Annotated in this window: 14 protein-coding genes; 3 read left to right on the top strand and 11 right to left on the bottom strand. The window is 41.7% G+C overall.

Features of this window, described 5'->3' with window-relative positions; all coding sequences use genetic code 11:
- Positions 1 to 17: 17 nt before the first annotated feature.
- Positions 18 to 1,847, top strand: coding sequence for a right-handed parallel beta-helix repeat-containing protein (locus AAH582_RS07095; protein WP_343321681.1), 1,830 nt, complete (start codon positions 18 to 20; stop codon positions 1,845 to 1,847).
- 33 nt (positions 1,848 to 1,880) lie between these two features.
- Complete coding sequence (locus AAH582_RS07090; RefSeq protein WP_343321680.1) at positions 1,881 to 3,482, top strand: sulfatase; 1,602 nt, start codon at positions 1,881 to 1,883, stop codon at positions 3,480 to 3,482.
- Positions 3,483 to 3,545: 63 nt separating this feature from the next.
- On the opposite strand, the gene AAH582_RS07085 is transcribed toward AAH582_RS07090, so the two are convergent.
- From AAH582_RS07085 to AAH582_RS07055, 7 genes are all read right to left on the bottom strand, one after another.
- Complete coding sequence (locus AAH582_RS07085; RefSeq protein WP_343321679.1) at positions 3,546 to 5,015, bottom strand: TlpA family protein disulfide reductase; 1,470 nt, start codon at positions 5,013 to 5,015, stop codon at positions 3,546 to 3,548.
- A gap of 17 nt (positions 5,016 to 5,032) precedes the next feature.
- The gene (locus AAH582_RS07080; protein ID WP_343321678.1) at positions 5,033 to 6,544 is read right to left on the bottom strand and encodes a PKD-like family lipoprotein; all 1,512 of its coding nucleotides are present in this window, start codon (positions 6,542 to 6,544) and stop codon (positions 5,033 to 5,035) included.
- A gap of 10 nt (positions 6,545 to 6,554) precedes the next feature.
- A complete protein-coding gene (locus tag AAH582_RS07075) occupies positions 6,555 to 7,292 on the bottom strand; it encodes a DUF4843 domain-containing protein (protein ID WP_343321677.1) in 738 nt (245 codons plus the stop codon).
- Positions 7,293 to 7,297: 5 nt separating this feature from the next.
- Complete coding sequence (locus tag AAH582_RS07070; RefSeq protein WP_343321676.1) at positions 7,298 to 8,791, bottom strand: RagB/SusD family nutrient uptake outer membrane protein; 1,494 nt, start codon at positions 8,789 to 8,791, stop codon at positions 7,298 to 7,300.
- An 11-nt stretch (positions 8,792 to 8,802) separates the two neighbouring features.
- Positions 8,803 to 12,216: a SusC/RagA family TonB-linked outer membrane protein gene (locus AAH582_RS07065; protein WP_343321675.1), complete on the bottom strand. Its 3,414-nt coding sequence runs from the start codon at positions 12,214 to 12,216 to the stop codon at positions 8,803 to 8,805.
- Between the two features lie 252 nt (positions 12,217 to 12,468).
- Positions 12,469 to 13,428 (bottom strand): FecR family protein, encoded by a 960-nt coding sequence (locus AAH582_RS07060; protein WP_343321674.1) that lies wholly within the window; start codon positions 13,426 to 13,428, stop codon positions 12,469 to 12,471.
- 65 nt (positions 13,429 to 13,493) lie between these two features.
- Positions 13,494 to 14,054 carry an RNA polymerase sigma-70 factor gene (locus AAH582_RS07055; RefSeq protein WP_046674272.1) on the bottom strand — a complete coding sequence of 187 codons (561 nt, stop codon included), beginning with the start codon at positions 14,052 to 14,054 and terminating at the stop codon, positions 13,494 to 13,496.
- A 475-nt stretch (positions 14,055 to 14,529) separates the two neighbouring features.
- Between AAH582_RS07055 and AAH582_RS07050 the strand changes: the two genes are divergently transcribed.
- Positions 14,530 to 15,561, top strand: a complete 1,032-nt coding sequence (locus tag AAH582_RS07050; RefSeq protein WP_343321673.1) for an MBL fold metallo-hydrolase — start codon at positions 14,530 to 14,532, stop codon at positions 15,559 to 15,561.
- Positions 15,562 to 15,563: 2 nt separating this feature from the next.
- Here the strand turns inward: AAH582_RS07050 and AAH582_RS07045 are convergent, their stop codons facing one another.
- The 4 genes from AAH582_RS07045 to AAH582_RS07030 form a co-directional block, all read right to left on the bottom strand.
- On the bottom strand, positions 15,564 to 16,373 hold the full coding sequence (locus AAH582_RS07045) for a helix-turn-helix domain-containing protein (RefSeq protein WP_046674274.1): 810 nt from the start codon (positions 16,371 to 16,373) through the stop codon (positions 15,564 to 15,566).
- A 266-nt stretch (positions 16,374 to 16,639) separates the two neighbouring features.
- Positions 16,640 to 17,224 carry a Crp/Fnr family transcriptional regulator gene (locus AAH582_RS07040; protein ID WP_046674275.1) on the bottom strand — a complete coding sequence of 195 codons (585 nt, stop codon included), beginning with the start codon at positions 17,222 to 17,224 and terminating at the stop codon, positions 16,640 to 16,642.
- Positions 17,225 to 17,249: 25 nt separating this feature from the next.
- Entirely contained in the window at positions 17,250 to 17,972 is a 723-nt protein-coding gene (locus AAH582_RS07035; protein ID WP_084823184.1) for a response regulator, read from the bottom strand.
- Entirely contained in the window at positions 17,941 to 19,362 is a 1,422-nt protein-coding gene (locus tag AAH582_RS07030) for a sensor histidine kinase (RefSeq protein WP_343321672.1), read from the bottom strand. Before AAH582_RS07030 ends, AAH582_RS07035 begins: the two co-directional genes overlap by 32 nt.
- Between the last annotated feature and the right edge of the window lie 84 nt (positions 19,363 to 19,446).

Here is a 19,446-nt window from a genome sequence, read left to right as displayed (position 1 = left end):
ATTCTAATGTGATTATCATGAATATCCTAAAATCCTACCTGCTAATCATTATCTCTATTTTTTTTCACATGCACAGCCAGGCACAGCTTAATCCAAAGATCATCGATCTGTCAAACTATGGCGTGCTTCCAAATACAGGCAACAACAGCACTGCATTGGTCAATAAGGCCATTCAGTCTATTCTCAGCAAGATTGGCAAGAAAGAACCTATTATTTTAAAATTCAAAAAGGGGCGCTATGACTTTCATCCAGAAGGAGCGCTAGTCCGCGAATACTACATTTCCAATCACGATCAGGACAACCCCAAGACGGTAGGCATGGCATTTGAAAATTGCGATAACATCACAATCGATGGACAGGGTTCAGATTTTATTTATCATGGCAGGATGCTGCCTATTGCATTGATTGAAAACAAGAACTTAACGCTGAAAAATATCCACATCGATTTTGAGCGTCCTCAGATCTGCCAGGTTAAGATCCTACAAAATGATAGCATCAACGGTACAATCACGTATCAGACTGCTCCCTGGGTAACTTACAAAATTAAGGACAGTATATTTTACAATACCGGTGAAGGTTGGGAATTAAAACCAACATCCGGTATTGCCTTTGAAGAAAAGACCAAGCGTATTGTTTATAATACCAGCGACATTCGTGTTGGCACCAGCAAAGTAAAGGAACTTTCTCCGGGCGTAATACAAGCTCAGCAATGGAAGAACAACAAACTTATACCGGGCACTGTCGTTGCCATGCGCGCTGGATTTCGTCCCAGCCCGGGCGTGTTTGTCCATAAAGGAAAAAATATACGACTAGAAAATATCTCCGTCCATTATGCCGAAGGCATGGGCTTGTTAGCTCAATTAACGGACAATATCACCTTAGAAGATTTCCGAATTGCTCTTCGCAACGATCAGGATCCACGTTATTTTACAGCGCAGGCTGATGCTACACATTTTTCGGGCTGCAAGGGAGTCATTGTCTCGAAGAATGGGCTCTACGAAAATATGATGGATGATGCCATCAACATCCACGGCACTTACCTCAAGATCACCAAACGACTGGATGACAAAACTTTGATTGGCCGTTACATGCACGATCAATCCTACGGATTTGACTGGGGTTACAAAGGGGATACTGTCCAATTTATACGATCCAGTACCATGGAGCTCTGGGACCAAAAAAATAAGATCCAATCCATTAGCGTTTTACGCGAGAAAACCTCAGATCCAATCCGCGAATTCAAAATCACCTTAAGTACTGCTTTGGATCCAGCTATTGACCCAACAAAAATGGATATTGGCATCGAAAACCTCACATGGACTCCCAGTGTACTATTTAGCGGCAATACCATTCGTCACAATAGAGCCCGGGGCGCTTTATTCAGTACGCCAAAAAAGACCCTGGTAGAAAACAACCTGTTTGATCATACTTCAGGTACCGCTATTCTCCTGTGTGGCGATGCCAATGGTTGGTATGAAACTGGCAGCTGCCACGATATTCGCATCCGAAAAAATACGTTTATCAATGCCTTGACCAATATGTTCCAATTTACCAATGCGATTATATCGATCTATCCAGAAATTCCGGATTTAAAAAATCAGCAGAAATACTTCCATAGCCACATCATCATCGAGGACAACCACTTTGAAACCTTCGATAAGCCTATTCTTTATGCCAAATCGGTCGATGGATTGGTCTTCCGCAACAACCAAATCAAGACCAATAAGGAATATCCTGCATTTCATTGGAATAAAAAGCCCTTATTTTTTGAACGTGTCGCAAATAGTAGCGTTTCCAACAATACTGTAAATGGTAAACAAAGTGATTTCCAAAGGTTGGATCAATAATAAGTCCCGATATTTAAACTATAAGCTGTCCTTATGTTATTTCACAAAAACAATTTATCATTCACCCTTGCGGTAGTATTTATGGGCATGTATGTAGGAGGCCATGCGCAAACAGTCAACCGAACTAAAATTAAGCAAAAGCATCAATCGGTATCCACAACAGAACGCCCCAATATTGTCGTGTTTTTTGTAGATGATCTTGGTTGGCAGGACATGTCCGAACCATTTTACAAGGTCAAAACACCAATCAACGAAAAGTTTCATACCCCCTATCTGGAAACATTGGCCAAAGAAGCCATTAAATTTACCAATGCCTATGCAACCCCGGTGTGCACACCTTCCCGAGTGAGTTTTCTGACCGGTTTAAATGCAGCTCATCATCGTGTCACCAATTGGACCCATCCCAAGGCTGACACACCAACAGATAGCAAAGATGAATTGTTGAATCCACCAGATTGGAATATTAACGGACTAAGCCCTGTGCCCAATATACCACATACGATATATGCCACTCCATTTCCAAGCATCCTCAAGGCCAATGGTTACTATACCATTCATGTGGGCAAAGCACATTGGGGATCTGCCGGAACACCTGGTGCCAGTCCGTTGAATTTGGGCTTTATGGTCAATATTGCAGGCCACTCCGCTGGGCACCCCCAAAACTATTATGGCGAGCAGAATTACGGTAATATGCCTGGTAAAGCCAGTTATCAAGCTGTGCCTGATTTGATGGAATATCATGGTACTTCGACATTCCTAACCGAAGCGCTGACTCGGGAAGCCCTCAAGGCACTCGAAGAACCTATACGCCGTAAAGAACCTTTTTTTCTTCATTTTTCCAACTATGCGGTGCATGTCCCGATCCAACCAGATCCACGTTTTGTACAAAAATACCTCGACCGTGGCTTAGATTCTACTGAAGCTGCTTATGCGTCTCTGGTCGAAGGTTATGATAAAAGTATGGGTGATATCGTACAATTTCTCAAAGACAAAAACCTGTACGATAATACCGTCATTATTTTCCTGAGCGACAATGGCGGACTTAGCCTCAGCCCGATGCGCACCGGACCAAGCCATACACAGAACCTCCCTTTAAAAGCCGGTAAAGGGTCGGTTTACGAAGGAGGAATCCGGGTTCCGCTGTTAATCAAACAGGCCAAGAAACATCCTGCAAGTACAGAAGCTAGCCCTGTTATGGTCGAAGATCTCTTTCCAACAATTCTCAGCTTAGCCAAAATAGAGCACTATCAGCTCGTACAGGAAAAACCAGATGGAAAAAATCTTTTGCCATTAATGGAAGGCAATAGGTCCGACAATTGGAACAGCCGTCCATTGGTATGGAATATCCCCAACAAGTGGACCGTGCCAGACGGCCCTGGAATTAACTTTTTCTCGGCAATAAGACAAGGTGATTATAAGTTGCTTTACGACATGAAAAATGGAAAGCTTGAACTTTACAACCTGCAGCAAGATATCGGTGAGCTCAACAACCTTGCCCCAAAAATGACGGGTAAAACCAGCGAACTCAGCAAATTACTTTCGGATCAGCTCCGGACCTGGAGGGCACAGTTGCCGACCTACAAAGCTACGGGACAGCAGATCCCCTATCCCGATCAAATTAAGCTGATGGATTAAGGAGGGCTGCTTGGTGATTTATCACAACGAAGCCCCGACAATACATATCGGGGCTTTGTTTGTTTATCCTTTTTTCTCTTTTTTTGCGGATTCGATCAGCTCACGCATTTCTAACTTAATGTAATCAACATTAGGGGTCGATCCTGTTAGCATATAGCGAATATTACCGTCCTTATCCAAAATAAATTTGGAAGGAATACCGTTTATACCCAATTTACCCGCCAACACTTTTCCTGTTTCCGGATCTTTCTGATCATCAAAAATCACCTCAAAAGGATATTGATTTTTGTCGATAAACTTCGCAACATTCTCTTTGTAATTTTTATCGCGTTCCCAGGTATTCACAAAAATAAATTGTACATCTTTATCATTCGCATAGAGCTCCTGCGCTGCTTTCATTCCTGGAAACGAACGTACACAGGGCTGACACCAGGTTGCCCAAAAGTCGAGTACGACAACTTTTCCTTTGAGGCTAGCCAAGCTGACTTTATCACCTTTCAAGTTTAACAATTCAAAATCAGGTGCCTTCTTGAAAACCTCATTTCCTTTGATGTGTTCACGAATATTTTTAACAAGCTCTTCCTTAAGAGTGGCATTATATTGCTCATAACCTGCTAAAGTACCATTGAGTTCGCCGTACAATTTCTTCAACTCGGCCTCTGTCTCAAATTGACCTTTGGCGTAGAGCCTAGATAAGATATTATAGGCTTCAAGCTTGCGGTTGACGCCTAATAGCGCTTTTGCATGCACTTTCGCCAACCCATCGGCTTGTTCAGGTGCTGCTACCAAAGCCTTATCAATATAGTCAAGTGCCTCCCGATATTTTCCTTGTCCAACTAAAATATTGACGTAAGCCGACATCGCGCTGGCATAGCCCATGGAGGCAAATCTGGCTTTATTATCTTTCTGTTCTTCCGGCAAACTGATATAGTAATAAGCATCATCCATTGCGGTCTTAAAAATTGGCGCGGCAGCGGCTGTATCTCCAGCAGCTAATAACGCTTGTCCCGTTGGCAAATAACCATTTCCTCGCCAGAAACGCTCTTTCATTTCACCTAAATAATACGTTGCTTTTTTAGCGTTACCGTCTTTTGCAAAAGAAGTCGCCAAAGATCCCAATACATAATCATAGGTTAGTTCATCACCAGGAAAATTAGCCACTGGCCATTTTTTTATCAACTCTAGGTAAGCCTTTTCTTTAGCCGCAGTTTCTTCTGCTTTGTAGAACACATTTGTCACAAATGCTTCCCGTGTAATCTTCCCTTTCGGATATTTTTTAGTCGCAATTTTCTCCAAAGCAAGCTGTTTGTCTTCCTTTTCCAGTGTTCGTAGGACATTGATTGCCGTACGGTATTCATCTTCTGAATTATATTTTTTTGATTCAGCAAATAAGGCATTTGCCAAGGAGTCTTTCCTTTCGGCATTTCCACCATTGGCAATCTGGTAATAACGTTCCATTTTAGTACGGTCCACTTGTTGGGCAAGCACTGTTCCCGAGGCCAACAAAAGGCCTATCATCAATTTAAATTTCATGTTAGTCTGTTGTGTAATTAGTATTTATATGCTAAGTCAATGATTTTCCCAAACCCCGTGAAGGTCTTATCCAGTGACTGGATGGCGCCTGTCGCGCTCACTTTAAAATAGTAGACTTTTCCTTCTGTCCCATTCCAAGTCGCCACAATCAACCGCGGCAAGCCCTGACCATAGCCATGCCGTTCAAATTTTATTTTGCTGACAGTTTCATTCGTCGGCAGTTGATATTCCACGGTATAACTATTAGAGGTCACCTCATACCGATAGAGCTTTGCATCGGCTACATAAAAGATATGTGGAGATAAAGTAGAACAGCTGAGATCGGCTGCTTTGGTCAAACCTGGAGCGTCCAAGTGTTGTTTGGCCACATTTATAGTTGGCTCAGCAGCGGTTCGCGTGGTTCGAAATTGCAGCAAATAGGCTTCAGAACCATCTGTCGTGCGCATAATTGCATTGCGGACAGTACTTACATTGGAGGAATCCAGTTTAATCAGATCCATGCCTACGTTATTCATGTCAAAGAGTGCCGTATTCTGTGAAGCTGCATCAAAAGCATTGAGGTTGCTGGAAGTAACTGCATAAAAACACCTATTCAACCGATCAAATACAAAGACATTGTAGGTATCCGAATAATTGGCACCCGATATATGTTGCGCGGCTAGATTATACGTGTATTCATGCGTTGAAGACTTCATTTCAGCTCCAAATTTTTTGGCTCCGGGAAATCCACCGACCATATTGGGATACAGTTTACCGTCGTTAATCAAAAGTCCAAGATTGTTACCCCCAGCTCCACCCCAAGCAATATACTCAGGTTTGATCGTTGCTGGAGCTTGGAAAAATAGATACGCATAGTCAAAACGTTTCTTCATGGTATTGCCATCCAATTCAATGGCATCATTGGCCCCAACGATATAGAATTTCTTACCATCCTGTGCCACTCCATCTGAGATGGATTGGGGCGATATGCTAAAGCTTTTGGGATTAGCAATAGGGTAATTTGCATTCCTTCCACTATAGATATCATGGTATAATGTACCGTTTCGCAAAATCATGGAAAGATCAGCTTTTCCATTGCGGTCTTCCAAAAAGATCCAGCCTTGCGTAAATAAATCCTGAACCGCAAGCTGATAGAAACGAAATACAGCGATTCCGGTTTTGTTATTCGTCACTTTATAAGTCAATTTGTAATTTTCACCCAGTACAAAAGTATCTGGAGAAACCGTATAATTCAGCGCTTTTGTTTTAGCAATCAAAGTACTGTCCTGTACATAACTTGCACTTGCCGAATTAAGGTAGACAAACCATTCATAGGAAAGGTCATTCGCATCCCCATCGTATGTAACCTGTGGTGAAAGCGTCAAAGCCTTCCCCTGTTGGATAAAGATTGTCGTGTCACTCTTTTCTTCAGGAAAACTAACCTTATCCAGCACAGTATAACTGTAGTTACCCTCATCTTTTGCACAGGAGAAATTTAACAGTGCTATCAGAGTCAGGTATAATAGCTGATATAATTTTATTTTTTTCATAATATTTCAGTTAGGGAATAATCACCCTGTTACCATTTTCATCGAACATCGGGCCGTTGGCCTTTTCATATTCGTAAATACCTAATCGTGCCTGAGCCAGCATCCGATTGCTATCCTGTGGAAACAATCCTCCCTGGTTCCAATTAGTATAATCGAGCAACTGTGTCAAAAACAGGATCTTCGTATTGGAATAGTCTCCAAACAGATTTTTCCAATAGGAATCCCAAATGCTTGGTTTTTCCAGTTTATCGGTTAAGGTGAAACGCCAGGTCAATCGGTCGAGCACTGCAGATACGGCCTTATCGTTATATCCAGGTTTAAAATCAGCATTTGCTATAATTTTTAATTCAGCCGTAACAACGCTATCCTTGAGCCCTGCACGTCTAAAAAATATGACGTCCACAAGACCATCGGATGCATTGGCCGGAATTACAGCATGCTCAAGCTTAAAGTGATAACCTTCTTTTGCTGTAGAACCTGCTGTCAGTGCAATGGCTACGGGACGATCAATATTGCGGGGCAAGCCAATAATCCGAAGTGGAATTTGAACGGTATCTGTAAGGATATCTTTCGATTGAAAGGCAAAGCTATAGTTTACGCTATCTACCCGTGTCCCTGCATAACGCTTATCGATGTAAACTTTGGGATCACTGTCATCGAACATCAATTTATTGTCCTCCTTACATCCGAGTAAAGTGAACAGCAGAGCAGCACATGCTCCAATAAAGGTGAGTAATCTTTTCATCATGCTGTCTAGTTCAGGCCAAATTCAATTTCATTGTCCGGTAAGGGGAAAACATATTTGCTATTATCCATAGTACCCCCAACGGTATTTTGTAGTGTGCTGTAGTTTTTGCGCTTATAGTAGTACCACAATTGCCCTTCAGCATAAAAGTCTTTGCGATATTCTTTAAATAATTCACCTTCTAGCAATGTAGGCGTACTGATGGTACTCGCAGATAAAGTCGGTATCAAACGTGCTGTACGCACTTTATTGAGGTAGCTCAGTGCTTGCTCCAACGTTTCACTCGCCTCTGCAGCAATATAATACATCTCCGAAAGCTTAATCACAGGAACCAGCTTTTGATTAACATTTGTCACATTGTTGCCGACATAATACTTCGTATTATAAACTGTTGTGGCATTAAATTGATTCCAACGGCTGTTTGAAGCTTGTGGCCCACGGATATCAATGGCATGTCCGGCAACAGCGATCTCATACCAGCTATTGAGGTTGGTCAATGTGGTAAATAAATCCTCATTTTCAGGAGCGCCCGCTTCTGTTTTGAAATAACGGTCCGATAGCTCTTTTAGGTTGGATTTGTAAATCGAAAAGATATGCTCCGTGCTAAAAATCGCATTGGAAGTGGTACTTGCTGCATTCACGGTGTTGGTATTGCCGTTCACAAATTCAAACTTTTGGCTATCGATTACTTCTTTGGCATATTTAAGCGCATTGACCTTATCGCCCCGATACAGATAGATCCTTGCCAGCAGGGCTTTAACAGCCCAAACATTCAGTCGGTTTTGACGAAACATGGTAAAGACCTCCAAAGAGGTATTCGCAGCATTATCTTTAATCTGGTCTATTGTCGGATATACGGCCAATAATGCTTCTGCCTCTTTCAGATCTTTCTCCAATAAGGCAAGTACTTCGGTTCGCGGGAGAACCTTGCCCGGGTTGACCGTAAATGCGGTCATATACGGGATGCTTGGACTATCCTCCGTAGGACTTCCTACTGGTGACGCAGCAAAAAGACGCAGCAGATCAAAATGAAGTAGCGCCCGGGTCGCCAAAGCCTCACCTTTAACTAGCTGATAATTTACTCCGGTAAAAAGTCCTTTATCGGCATCAATATCTTTGAGGATGTAATTGGCCTGAGCGATGGTACTGTATTGTGTCGTCCATAAGCTACTCAATGTAGATTTAACTGTAGCATCAGTATAATTATATCTTGCCATTTGCCCGTAGGTATCGGTATTGGCATTGGATTTACTCTGATAGAGCTGTGCCAGCACATCCAGACATCCATAGCTAAGCTCTTTACCATAACTGTTTGCCTGCGCCATTTTCTGATAGATTCCGATCAGAGCATCCTTATATCCCTGTTCGGACGAAAACTGCTTTTCTTCGGTTGTTTGTGTACTGGGCTGTACATCTAGCCATTTGTTGCAGGATTGAGTTAAAATACCCAGTCCTATCATAAGCAATACACTATAAGCCTTGTTGTTGTAAATGATTTTCATCTGTGTTGCTTTTAAAAACTGGTGGATAATTGAAGTGTAAATGAGCGTGCAAAAGGATAGTCAAGGCCACGTTCCCGACGTATCGAAGACATGCGAAAAACATCATTGGAATAAAGCGATATTTTAGTATTGCTCATCCGCCAGCGTTTGGTCAATTGATCTTTGAAACGATAGAAGACCGAAACACTTTCCAGGGAAAGTAAATTGTCATTTTGCACAAATCGGGAAGTTGCGTAGGTAGGCGTACTGATCGCATAGCCATCGGCATCGATCAATCCCTTATAGAATACATGATCTCCTTGTTTCATCCATCGCTCCTCGGCAACTCTTCTATCCACATTGTAAAGACGTGCATTGACATTTTCTACCCGATCTGCGAGTGTTTGGTTATAAGCCTGTCCACCCAGCCTAAATCGGAAAAATGCATTAAAACCAATTCCATTGTATTCGAAATTGGTTCCGAAAGTACCCTCTACATCACTGCGCGAGTCTCCAACGATTACCTGATCCAGTGGATTGTATGTATTGGTCAATTTGCCATCCCTTGTTCTAAAAATCTCATAACCCGATGCGGGATCTATCCCTAGCGACGGTACCGCCCAGATCGCCGTTTGCGATTGTCCTTCTGCATAACGGGTAATCGGAAGAGAAGATAGCTTCTCATTGGCCGATTTATTTAGTGCAGCAATGGTATTGGAGACTTTGGTAATCTTGGTCTTGACCGAAAAGAGGTTAACAAAAACAGACCAGTTATTCCGGTTGGCACTGTTTGCCAAAATATTGTAACGGGTGTAAAGTTCCCAGCCTTTCGCCTCGAGATCGCCCATATTTTCTTTATATTGGTCAAACCCAGTCGATGGCGCTGTGGATATGCTCGCGATAGAACCTTCCGTTTTTTCGATATAATAGTTCGCTGTGAGATCAAAACGCTTGAAAAGTGTCAAATCCAATCCTATATTATTCTTCTGTGTCTTTTGCCAAGCCAAAGCGTTATTTCCAAATCCGAGTAAATTAGTCCCGATCATCCCACGGTAGTCTGTGGAATTGAAATACTGGGAGGTTGTTTTACCATAGAAAGAATCAAAATTTTGTGATCCCGTGTAACCGAAAGAATAGCGCAGTTTAAGCCGGTCTATTCCTTTGGCTTGTACTAGAAAATGTTCTTTATGCAAGTTCCACCCAGCCCCTGCGGACCAGAATGGTGCAAATCTATTGTCACTACCAAATTGGGAAGATCCATCTAGGCGAAACGAAAAATCTAATAAGTAGCGGTTATCGTGCGCAAAAGAAAGGTTAGAAAACAGACCTGCCAAACGTTTGATATTCTCCGTTCCTTCTGGTTTTGTACCGGTTGCAAACTGAAGTCCCTGACTCATGTTGTCCATGCTCGCATTTGGAAAACCAACCACTTTGAACGTTTCAGTATGATTGTTTTCCTGACTAATATTCGCACCCAACGTTGCGAAAATCAAATTCTTGTCAAAGGTTTTATTGAAATTGGCAGAGAATATACCCTCATAACGTTGATTTTTACCATAACCTTTTGTGTAAGAACCCTTTTCAAAGGTTGCTACATTGGTAAAGGATGAATGTTGTGCAGGCAAGAAGCGATCTGATTCGTCGGCTTGATAGAGGTAAGCAAAAGTTCCCTTTAATTTTAACCAGCTGTACGCCTGCCATTCCAAGGCAAAATTATTGATTATACTATGGTAATTTGTCTGATCAACTAAGTTCAATGCCGCGTCATATAGCGGATTTACCGGTCTGCCCACATAACCAGTGAGATTGTCATAGCTATCAAAGTTCGTCAGGCGTTTTCCAGTTTCCTCATTAAGGATATCTTCGAGATATACCTTATAAGATCCATCAGCATTATATGGGGTCCAGTAGGGATTTAGCTGTGTATATTGTCGAAATGAACCATAAGGTGAATTGGTACCTTTATTAGACACTAAAGTCAGATCATTCTTGAAGATGAGGTTCTTGTATCTGTAGGCCAAAAATGTGTTTCCAGTCATCGTTTGGCGACTAGATCCTTTCATTACACCGGCATTGTTATAATAGTTGAGGTTGATTCCATACTGAATTTCCTCCCTTCCTCCTTCGAGATAAAGATTATGCTTTTGCCCAACACCGGTGCGTACCGGTTGTGCCAGCCAATCGGTATTGACACCGGAACGTACAGCAGCCAATCGGTTGTTATAAATAGTTTTTAACTGTTGATCGGTACTATTCCAACTGTAGTCGTATACGCCTATCTGTCGCTCAAGCTCGAGTTTTTCGGCCGCGTTGAGTACATCATACCCCTTTAGATCGGGTATTTCCAAGGTCATATTACCTGTATAGGTGACCTGGAGCTTGCCTGATTTTGGGCGAATCGTTTCGATCACCACGACACCATTTGCCGCGCGGGACCCATAAATAGATGTTGCTGTAGCATCCTTAAGCAGATCGATGTTTTTGATACGCGTCAGATCGAGATCATTGATCCGGGATAACGATACTTCAAAACCGTCCAGAATAAACAAGGGGGTATTTGGATTATTCGAATAATTGAAAGGATTGCTTCCGCTGCTATTTGGATCGATAAGACTATTTCCTCCGCGCAACGTGACCTCGGGTAATGCATTGGGGTTAGAACCCAAGTTGAGGTTCTCGGGCATTTGAAAAGATGGATCAAGTGATTTGATTGCCGATAGCACATTGTCGCTGCTCACATTTTGCAACTGCTCTTTGGTAAATGATCGCGCAGCACCCGTATACATTTCCTTTGGTCGCTCAAAAAGCCCGGTGACAACTACATCTTCAATCCTATTTTCAAGCGTTTTTAACACGATCTTAAATTCGGATCTACCGGAGAGTGCAAGCTCTTGTGTTTCATAGCCGATCATTGAAAAGACTAGGGTAGACACCGGTCCAGTAACAGGCAATCCCCAATGTCCATTTTGATCCGTTGCAGTACTATTGCCCGATGGTGCCCCCTGCTCCTTTCCATTTTTGGTGAGAACAGTCACACCGGCAATGGGCTTACCTTGGTCATCTAAGACTATCCCGCCGATACGGCGAGGCTGTTCACGCTCATGTTTGACCTTACGCTGTTTGTCGTGATCCTCAAAAAGAACGACCCCCAAAGAAGTTTCCTTAAAACTCAGATTGGTTTGCCGAAGCATAAGCTGTAAAGTCTGGGCGACAGACCGCGATTGCCTATCCAATGTAGGAGCCATATATTGCTCCACCAGATCACTGGGGTAGAAAATAGTAATCCCCGATTTATTTTCAAGTTCCTGAAGAGCCTTTTTTAATGACATAGACGAAGATTCCATGTGAATCTTCACTGTGTTCATCCGTTGACCCAACGTTTCGGGCAGTGCCATCAATTGTAGCGAACTGGATAGCAACAAGCCCCCGATCAAATTTACTTTCATGGTAGATAGAAAGATTTTTCGATGTTTAGGGTTAAAGTGGGCAAAATAATCCCCACTTGCAAAAAACAAGAATTTTTGCATTATTTGTATTGGGTTTAATTGTTTGTCAATAATCGAATAAGCTCAGCTCCCTGTTTTGCTTCCTACGGCCAGGGAGTTTTTACTATATCACTTGCTGTTAAGTTTGTTTTTTCGTTTTCATTAGGCGTTGATTTTTAAGTTAATGTATGTTAGTTTTTTTCACTCCATTTTTTATTGACAGCCCTCTCCCTGTATTTCATATTGACCATCAGCTGTCTTACGATAGGTCGCATTGCGCGTAGCACAGATATTCAACAAGACCTCTTCGATCGTTTCGTTTCCGGTAAATTTCCCGCTGACGGGACAATTTTCTAGAGCTGGATTGATAAAATGTAGTTCCACTCCATAACGTTTTTCCAAATTTTTAGCGATATCACCAAAAGCCAGAGCGTCAAAAGACATATCCTGTCTTTTCCAGCTTAATGCCGATGCGGAATTTACTTTCTCAACCTTACCCTTCAACTGTGATTCTTTGAGATCGATTTTCTGATCCGCCACAAGCTCGGCAAATACTTGCTTTTCATTTTCTACCCTTACTTTTCCTCGTTCGACAAGGACTTCGATCTGCTTACTGTCAGCCGGGTATTTTATTGTAAATGCCGTACCCAGGACAGTTGTTTTAATCTCCCCTGTATGAATAATAAAAGGTTGATTATTCCGATGTTTAATATCAAAATATGCTTCACCTTCCAAGCTAACCTCACGTGTTGCATCATCGAAGGTATTGGGATAGGAAAGTTTACTCCCTGCCCGCAAAACAACCCGTGAACTATCTGGCAATAGGATAAATCGATTCGCCGATCCTTCCGATTTGGAAAAGGCCACCTGCTGTTCATTCGAAGTAAATTTATTCCACATCAAAATGGAAAAAGAAAACAATAATAGCGTCGCCGCTACAGCCGCATAGAGCCAGTAAACACGCTTACGCACAGGTGTATTATCCATTTGCGCCCAAATATTGGCTTTCATTCGTTCACCGACCTGCTGCTCTGTTTCTCCTGGCGCTAGTTCCCAAATGTTTTCCTCTTCCTGCTGCTGACGATACCACAGTAGTAAACGCTCTTTTTCTTCTACAGAAATTGTTCCCTGAAGGTATTTGTCGATTAGTTGCTGTAAATTACTATTGTCCATGAAATCGTCCGTTATATGATAGTACCACATGACTATGGGTACCCCTATATTCAAATTGCTTTTTTTTAAATAAAAAATAAAAAGATAAAGCCAACCTTGCGCAATTGCATACGCAACACTTTCAGGGCACGCGTAATATTTGCTTCCACAGCCTTTTCCGAAATTTGGAGTTCGGCGGCTATTTCACGGTTGGAAAAATGTTCTTCGCGACTCAGCTGAAAGACCAGCTTACAACGATCAGGTAGTGTTTCAACAACTTCATGAAGATATTCTTGTAAAAAGCGTGCATCAATTGTATTCTGATCCTGCTGGAACATAGGTTGAACGACAGCAGTGTTCAGGATTTGCTCATGTCGCCTGGCACGTTGCAGTGCTTTAAAAGAAGCAAATTTTACAGCTGTCGCTAAATATTGGGACAGCAAGTTTATTTGCACATCCTCACGTCTATTCCATAGTGAAACAAATACCTCTTGTACAATTTCCTCTGCTGTTTGTTTGTCTTTCGTTAGGTTATAGGCAATGCCTAACAATCTTTTCCAGTAAAAATCATAAATATCCGCAAAAACATGTCTATCACCTTGTTGCAAAGAGACTAGCCAATGCTTTTCTAAATCTGCTACCTCCATATCCGCAGTATTTTTAAAGTTAGGTCATTGTGAAACTGGTCAAATATACAAATTGCCTTATTATAATCTACCAAATCAATAGATTTTATTTTCAGCGATTTTGTATCACTTCATCTATTCTTACCTAAACATACGATAACTTTCAAGAAAAAAGAATTAAGGACTAAATTTCAAGAAATATTTCAGATAAAAAAGTCTTTTGCCATAAAAATTACAATTAAAAGCACAAATTAATAAAATTATCATCACTACAGGTTTTTCACAATGCTTATTCCGCTCCTATTAAAAACCATTAGATGAGCCATACAGCACATAAATTTGAGCTGTCAACAAAAACAAATCTGCCTCAGCAGTCATACCTTTGTTGCCATACAACAAGCAGATGACAACAAGAAACAGCAGGAAGAAATGGCTTATATTTTTGAAAATAACAATCCTAGGACTGACAGTTCTCATCACTTTTATCGGACTATATATGATGCATCCACAATTCGGCAAAAGACCCTCGGGTGAAAGACTTCAACGCATACAGTTATCCAAGCAATATCGGGACGGTAAATTTCAGAATAGCAGCCCTACACCCCAGCTTACACAACCCTGGACCGTGGCCCTATACGATTACTTTTTTAAGCGATCGAACGAAACAAGTCCCAAACATACTATACGAACAGTGGATATCGACTGGGAAAAGTTGTTAGGTCAACCTCATGGGCTTGTTTGGTTTGGTCACTCCTCTTATTTCCTTCGTATCGATGGTAAGAACATACTCGTCGACCCTGTCCTTAGTGGCAGTGCTTCCCCTATTCCGGGAAGTGTAAAAGCGTTTAAAGGAGCCGATGTCTCTACCGTATCTGCCCTACCGCCGATTGACTATCTATTTATATCACATGACCATTATGATCACATGGATTACAGGACGCTTAAGGCACTACAACCTCGGGTTGGAAAAGTCATTGTTGGTCTTGGTGTTGGCTCCCATCTTGAATATTGGGGATATCGTCCTGAACAGATCATCGAAAAAGATTGGTGGGATGAATTTAACTTGGGTGATGGTTTCAGTGTAACAGTTGCGCCCGCCAGACATTTTTCAGGCCGCAGCATATTTTCTGCCAATACCCTATGGGCCTCCTACGTCCTCCAGACCCCTTCAATGAAACTCTATTTAGGCGGGGATAGCGGTTATGACAGCCACTTCAAAGAAATAGGTAATCGATTGGGTCCTTTTGACCTGGCTATATTGGAAAATGGCCAATATGATCTCAGTTGGAAACATATACACATGATGCCGGAGGAGGTTGTCCAAGCGGCACATGATCTCAAAGCGTCCTTACTTTTCCCTGTCCATTCGTCCAAGTTTGTATTGGCCAATCATGCCTGGAATGAACCTCTAGAACGTATTTCCAAGGAAGCAATACGACAACAACAGCCTTTGCTTACCCCCATGATCGGTCAGGTCATCGACCTCGATCAGCCCCCTTTAACACCTAGTTATTGGTGGCGGAAATAATTTTAAGCAACGGAATTGATGGTCGCTGGTGTTATCCCAAACTTCTCCTTGAAAGAGGCATAAAAATGAGAAAGGTTTTCAAAGCCCAGATCAAGATAAAAATCAGAGGGCTTTTGACGCTTATTTTCAATTAGATAATAGGCCTCAGAAAGACGTCTTTCTTGCAGCCATTTTCGGGGAGACGTCTGGAATATTTTCTCAAAATCACGTTTAAAGCTTGCTAAACTCCGCCCTGTTAGCTTCGCAAAATTTTCCAAAGGCACATTGTACCGATAGTTTTTAACCATAAATTGCTCGAGATCAATTTTATGCGGCTCTGAAAAATCAAAAAGCAGGTCTTTTAATTGTGGATAGCTTTCCAACAACAAGGTGATCAACTCGTAGATCTTGATATTTTCCATCTGTGGGCTCACACGGTCGATGGCTTCCGCATAGGGTGTCAATGACTCAAAATAACTTCTTATAAACAGGTTACTTTCCAGTACAACATTAGACTCACCCTGATACTTTTTGTCCGAACTGAGGTGATGGTCCATTGCGTATTGCTTCAGCCGATCAGCCCCCAGTAATACTGAAACAGATTTGTAAACATTATTTTCTGCGGGGTATTTAAAAGCTTTGGCCAATTGGTTTCTACGGGCAACTACAATCTGCCCTTCTGTCGCCACCAATTTTCCTTTCTGATGATCCAGGTGTGTTTCACCAGATAGCTGAAAAAAAACGACATGTTCGGAAATAAACTGTTCATGCCCAAATGCTTTCTCGACATAACAGGAATACAAAAAGGCATTCCCAAAATCTCTCTCTTCCATGCTCAATACGATTTATTTTAAACGGCTGTGCGACTATGGGTACCAATAGCTAAGATCAGTCCCAGTCTAAAGGTAGCAAATATCTCATACCTTTTACAAAGTCTAGTTGTCCAAAAGCTCAAAATATATTTGCCGCACAGCTCAAATCAAATCGCAAAGAATGCTATACAGAAATCCACCAATTATAATAAAGCCTGCTGTTCAATCAAGACACTTTTCGTCCATTAAAAATTTGTATTTCATTACGGAGCCATTCGGACTGATTACTATTTCTTTGCAGCAAGCCGCTTACGTATAATACTGACAAATTCGGGTGAAACCCCTAGGTAGGATGCAATATAGTATTGCGGTACCCTTTGGGAAATGGTCGGATATAGTTCAATAAATTCAAGATAGCGATCGGCAGCAGGTTTAGCCATTGTATGGATCAGCCTATTTTGCAGAACAGCAAGCCGGCGTTGCACTAACATACGAAAAACTCGCTCAAACTTTGGAACAGTCTCTAATAATCTCTCCTTCGTATCTGGTGTTAACATCAAGAACTCACTGTCTTCTAATGTTTCCATGTATAAACTAGATGGTGTATGGTAATGAAATGAAGCAATATCGCTAATCCACCAATCTTCGATAGCAAACGCCAGCGTTACTTCAAAACCATTTTCATCCAGGTAATAAATCCTGACACAACCTTTTTGAAGATATCCTTCAAACTGGCATACTTCCCCTTCCTCCAATAGCATCGTTTTTTTAGGAATCTTCTTTGTTGTCAATAAACCAGTAAACTGTTTGGTTTCTTCAATTGTCAAAGTAATGCACTTGGACACATTTTTAAGAATATTTTCGTATAACATTGTATTTCTTTAATAGATCAGGTCGTTAATTACCTTCATTTTCGTGTAAAATATAACCCGCTCCATAGATACTTTCGATATGAAGTTTGCGATCCATCTGCAGCAATTTACGAAGTCGGGAGATAAAAACCTCTAGGCTTTTACCATTAAAAAAATCCGTATTACCCCAAAACTTCAGCAATAGATCTTTCTTATTGACCAATAGATTTTTATGGAGAATCAGATGTCGTAGCAATTCAGCTTCACGGACCGTGAGCTTTTGTATACCGCCCACTCCATCGCGCAGGCTATAGCGTTCCATGTTGAGTGCCAGACAACCGATAGCGAGCTCGATTTCCGAATTGGGGTGCACCTCGGGTGCATTTGCCACAGTCAATAAATTGCGGATCTTAAGCAATATTTCGTCCATGTCAAAAGGTTTAGCAATGTAATCAACAGCACCTAGACTAAGCCCTCTAAGCCGCGATGCACGTTCATGAAGTGCTGTCAAAAAGAAAATAGGTTGTCCAGGATTCAATTGTATCATTTGTTGCGCCAGGTCAAAACCGTTGCCATCGGGCAACTGCACATCAATAATAAGTAATTGGACAGCATAGGACTGAAAAGCAGACCAACCTCCTTGTGCTGTACTTTCCCAAAGTACAGTATAGCCCTTATACTGCAAATAACGCGAAAAAACTTCCCCCAAATCGGGTTCGTCTTCGATCAAAAGAATGTCAAACTTGTCTTTTACCATTGCGTGCCGCATTGCCCATGTAAATATAAAAAATCGTACCGGAACCAGACTTATCTTCCGCTATATGGATTGTCCAACCCAGCCTGTCCAAATAAGATTTGACATAATAAAGTCCCAGTCCCAGTCCAGGCTTGTTGCCGGACAGTTTCCCTCTATAAAATGCTGTAAAGATCGCTCCCTGATCCGCAGCGGCGATACCAACCCCATTATCCACTATTTTGAGGTTACAATGAGGACCTCGCTGCTCCCAGCTTAACTGAATTGTCTTCTTACTATTATCGTTAAATTTTATCGCATTAGATACCAGATTATCCAAAATTGAATAATAATAGTCTTCATCAAGGTTTATCTCTGCATCTTCGGCTAAAGGTTCATATTGAATTTCAATTTCTCCTCGGTAGCGCAAATGAAGCTCACTCAGTATTTGCTGTGTCAACCGATCAATAGAAACGGATACAATTTTAGCCTGTTGTTCTTGTAACGCAACTGCTCCCATGACCTGTTCAAAATAAGCTTTGAGTCGTTTGGCTTGCCTTTCCACAATGCGGCCGAGTTGTACCACCTCTACGTCTTCCTTACCCGCTTCACTGTCGACCAGACTATGTGCACTGATCAAAATCGTCGTCAGTGGTGTATTAAATTCATGCCGCATATGATTTAGAAAACTTGTTTTCAGGTCTACCAATTTACGTTGGTTGATCCAATTGCTGTAGGTTCGATAACTTAAGAGCACAATCACGACGATACATGCTAAAGAGAGTAAAAACACAGGTGCCATATCTTGGACGATACGCCAGTTCCTATTTTCATAATCCACATACAGGCTATAGGTAAAACGATAAGGAATCGGGTTCTTATCACTGACAGATAGTTCAAAAACCCTATTATTATGAGTTACGCTCTTGAGTGTACCACTGATTAAACCTACACGATCATCAGCGGCTAACGCAAAGAAAGTCGTCCAGGTACCGTCTCTTTCATTATATATTTCCAATTTATCAAAATGGAACAGGTAAACAAGTGTCGTATCGAGCCCTTGTTGATGTACAATCCGACGAAAGATACTGTCCAATGACTGCCGACTCCGCATCTCATCAAGAAAGCGACTCATACAATGCTTACCGTACTGGTCTGCATCTGCGGACTTCATGATTTTTTTTTCATACCATATCGGCAAACAGGGCACTAACGTTGTCTGAAAGATGGCATCCCCACCGGGGAATATCTTATCATCCATAATAACAGCGCCATAAGCATTCTGAATCTGATTGAGCTGTCCGATCTGATAATTCTTATCTTCAAGCTTATAGGTGTTGAAAATTAGAAAACCGATCAAAACGGTCAAGATCAAGAAGCTCGTTCCAAATGCCCAAGGATATAAATTTTTACCGGTACGCTGCATGGTTTAAAAATAGCATCAATTTTTCGAACCAAGACTTCTATTAGGCTTTTATTAGGCTTTCGTTAGGTTTCCATTAGGCTTAAA

This window comes from Sphingobacterium multivorum, assembly GCF_039511225.1.
Lineage (GTDB): Bacteria > Bacteroidota > Bacteroidia > Sphingobacteriales > Sphingobacteriaceae > Sphingobacterium.
Note: the sequence above shows the minus strand (reverse complement) of the source record. Positions and strands in the feature narration are given on the sequence as shown.